The 1,459-nt window shown below is 35.8% G+C and carries 2 protein-coding genes; both read right to left on the bottom strand.

What is annotated here, in order from left to right:
- The coding region (dacC, locus tag VXQ92_RS17730; RefSeq protein WP_416682696.1) for a D-alanyl-D-alanine carboxypeptidase PBP5/6 at nucleotides 1–749 on the bottom strand (749 nt) is incomplete at its 3' end.
- A gap of 126 nt (nucleotides 750–875) precedes the next feature.
- Complete coding sequence (locus VXQ92_RS17725; RefSeq protein ID WP_416682695.1) at nucleotides 876–1,298, bottom strand: MCR_0457 family protein; 423 nt, start codon at nucleotides 1,296–1,298, stop codon at nucleotides 876–878.
- Nucleotides 1,299–1,459 lie beyond the last annotated feature (161 nt).

Raw genomic sequence — 1,459 nt, 5'->3', positions numbered from 1 at the left:
AAAATAACTGAGATTAAACGCATTGGACCGCGTTTACTTGAAGTCGTTAAGCAGTAACCAGCTTCATCAGTATGGCCTGTTTTTAAGCCATCAACACTTGGGTCAGTGTAAAGTAAAGCATTACGGTTACCTTGTTTGATACCGTTAAATGTGAATTCTTTTTCAGAATAAATCGGGTAGTATTTTGAGCTGTCTTTAATAATATGTTGTGCTAAAACAGCCATATCTTTTGCAGTTGAGTAATGACCTTCAGCTGGCATACCTGTTGAGTTAATAAACTGGGTATTGGTCATTCCGATACGTTTTGCTTCTTGGTTCATCATGTGAGCAAAAGTACCTTCATTCCCAGCAATATGTTCAGCCATTGCTTTTGATGCATCATTACCTGACTGAATAATAATACCGCGAAGCATTTCTAAAACAGTTGCTGTGCCATTTAATGGAACATACATACATGATTCAGAACTACTGCCTTTACACCAAGCAGATTCATTCATACGAACCTGTTCATTTTCGGTAAGCTCACCTTTTAATAATTTTTGTTCAATGATGTAGCTTGTCATCATTTTAGTCATAGAAGCAGGAGCAAGCTTTTCATTTTCATTTTTAGAAGCGAGAATTTGTCCTGTCTCGTAATCCATTAATACATAAGACTTATTATTTAATTCTGGCGGAGCTGATAAGACAGTTGCTGCATAAGAAAAACTTGGTAAGAGGAGGAGTGCAGCAATAGCGCTTTTTCGAGTCATTCTAGGTAATTCCAATATCTTGTATGAAGCAGAAGAGCCTAGCATTTTAGGATAAAGCAAAGCCGACTTCTATGGGGGAAGTCGGCTTTTTCAAACAGTATTGTAACTAGAGAGTTTTTAACTAATTTATTTTTGCGATTGATAAGCTTTCACGTCTTGGCAAACTAACGTATTTTGTTCGTTACCAGCAGCTTTTGCATCATTACGTGCTTCTTTTAAGACTTTCTTGAAACTCTTGTCTTTACTACGTTTTTCTAAAGCTGCAACTGGATCGGCTTCATTTGGTAAATAGTCTTTTACAAGACGCTCATAACCTTGAGCAAATTCGGCATCTTTTTTACCAATCAAACTTGGGCAAATTTCAGAAAGTACTTGAATTGCTGCTAATTCTTCCGGTGTAGTACCTTTGGACGGTGTAACTTCAACAACATTTTCATTTTCAGTTTTCTTTTCAGCTGTTTTTTTCTTGTCAGCAGCATAACCCACTGTTGCCATTGTCATGAGTAAAACAACAGAAAGTGATTGAACTAAGCTTTTTTTCATAAACATGGATAACCTGAAACAAAAATTTGAAATATGCCGATAGCTTAAACAATTTAAACGCTAAAAAAATGGAAAAAATGTATTGTTATGTAGGTTTTCTGCTTTATCTCAACAGAAAACCCCAAAGATAAGCGTACTGATTGAGCTAAGCTCTTAATCTTTGTAAT

The sequence above is a fragment of the Acinetobacter sp. 228 genome, assembly GCF_048147885.1.
The sequence above is the reverse complement of the archived record's forward strand: the minus strand, read 5'-3'. Positions and strand labels throughout refer to the sequence as shown.

Coding starts and splice junctions, on each gene's coding strand:
- VXQ92_RS17725 (WP_416682695.1), bottom strand. CDS start 1,298: ATGTTTATGAAAAAAAGCTTAGTTCAATCACTTTCTGTTGTTTTACTC.